We start from the raw sequence: 1,176 nt of genomic DNA, 5'->3' as shown, positions 1-1,176 counted from the left end.
GTGACATCCTCACCCGCCGTAAACGGCGGGGCTTCCTACAAGGGAAGCCTCGCGATTGAGGTGGTTTCAGGACTCGAAGACCGCAAGCGTCGTCTGTCGGGATTGCCGACTCGGCGTGCGGTGTCCTGTGGCCGTGTCACAACGGCTCCCGTTCCGAGGCGAGTCATCGCGTTCCGGTTTCCAAGGAACGCTCTCTCCCCACGGATCAACGCGACCGGCGATATTCGCCGCCGCGTTGATATCCGCCTGATACTCCGTGACCCAACACTCCGGGTTCGTACACTTGAACTCGGCTTGCGACCCACGACGGCCGATGTGTCCGCAGGCGTGACACGTCTGCGACGTGTAGCGCGGATTCACGAACTCGACCGGGACGCTGGCTTCGAGGGCCTTGTCCTCGATACGGTCGGTGAGCCGAGCGAACGCCCACGAGTGCAAGCGCCGGTTCATGTACTTCCCGTAATCCAAGTTCTCACGGATGTACGTCAAGTCCTCGAGCACGATTACCGGGTCGTCGAAAGACTCGGCGTACTTGACGGCTTCTCGAGACGCTTTTTCGACGATATCTGTGAGGGCGTTCTGGAAGTGGTCGAAGCGTTCATCTACGCGCCACTCGGCGGCGTCACGCTCTTGCAGACGCTTCAGCGTCGTGTGCATCTCCTTTCGGAGCGCTCGCGCACGACCGCCGTCGTAGATGTACGGTTGGATCGGAGTGCCGTTCTGACAGGCACAGCCCGTCAGCAGTTTGGACTCGCCGATATCGAACCCGATTCGAGTCGGGTCGTCCGGAACCTCTGGTTCGGCTACGGTGTACTCGACAGTGACGTGCAATACCCAGTTCGTGCGGTGCTGTTGCAGCCGGAACTCGCCGACTGTCGCACTCTCGTCGAGCAGGTCGAACCAGAGCGATTCCTGTTCGGGATTGATCCGAAGTGGAATCCAGAAGGCGTTGCCACGTCCGGCCTGCGGAACGCGCCAGCAGAACTCGTGCGTTCGGTCGTCGGAGTGGTCGAGAGTGAATCCGCGGTTCGTGAACCGAACCGGGTGGTCGTCCTTGATCTCTGACGCGTTGTACGTATCCCGAAGCTTCGGGACGTAGTTCTTGAGCGCGTCCTTCGCGTAGGACGTGAGCGTGTAGGGCGTAACGACGTCGTTGACCGCCGTTTGCGTATCCGC

1 protein-coding gene is annotated in these 1,176 nt (G+C 60.9%); it reads right to left on the bottom strand.

Annotation, left to right across the window (positions count from 1 at the left end):
• Nucleotides 1–66: 66 nt before the first annotated feature.
• On the bottom strand, nucleotides 67–1,176 hold a 1,110-nt coding region (locus CV102_RS25665), incomplete at its 5' end, for an RNA-guided endonuclease TnpB family protein (protein ID WP_148860828.1).

This window comes from Natronococcus pandeyae (genome assembly GCF_008122205.1).
GTDB classification, from domain to species: domain Archaea; phylum Halobacteriota; class Halobacteria; order Halobacteriales; family Natrialbaceae; genus Natronococcus; species Natronococcus pandeyae.
This window is presented reverse-complemented; position numbering and strand designations above follow the sequence as displayed.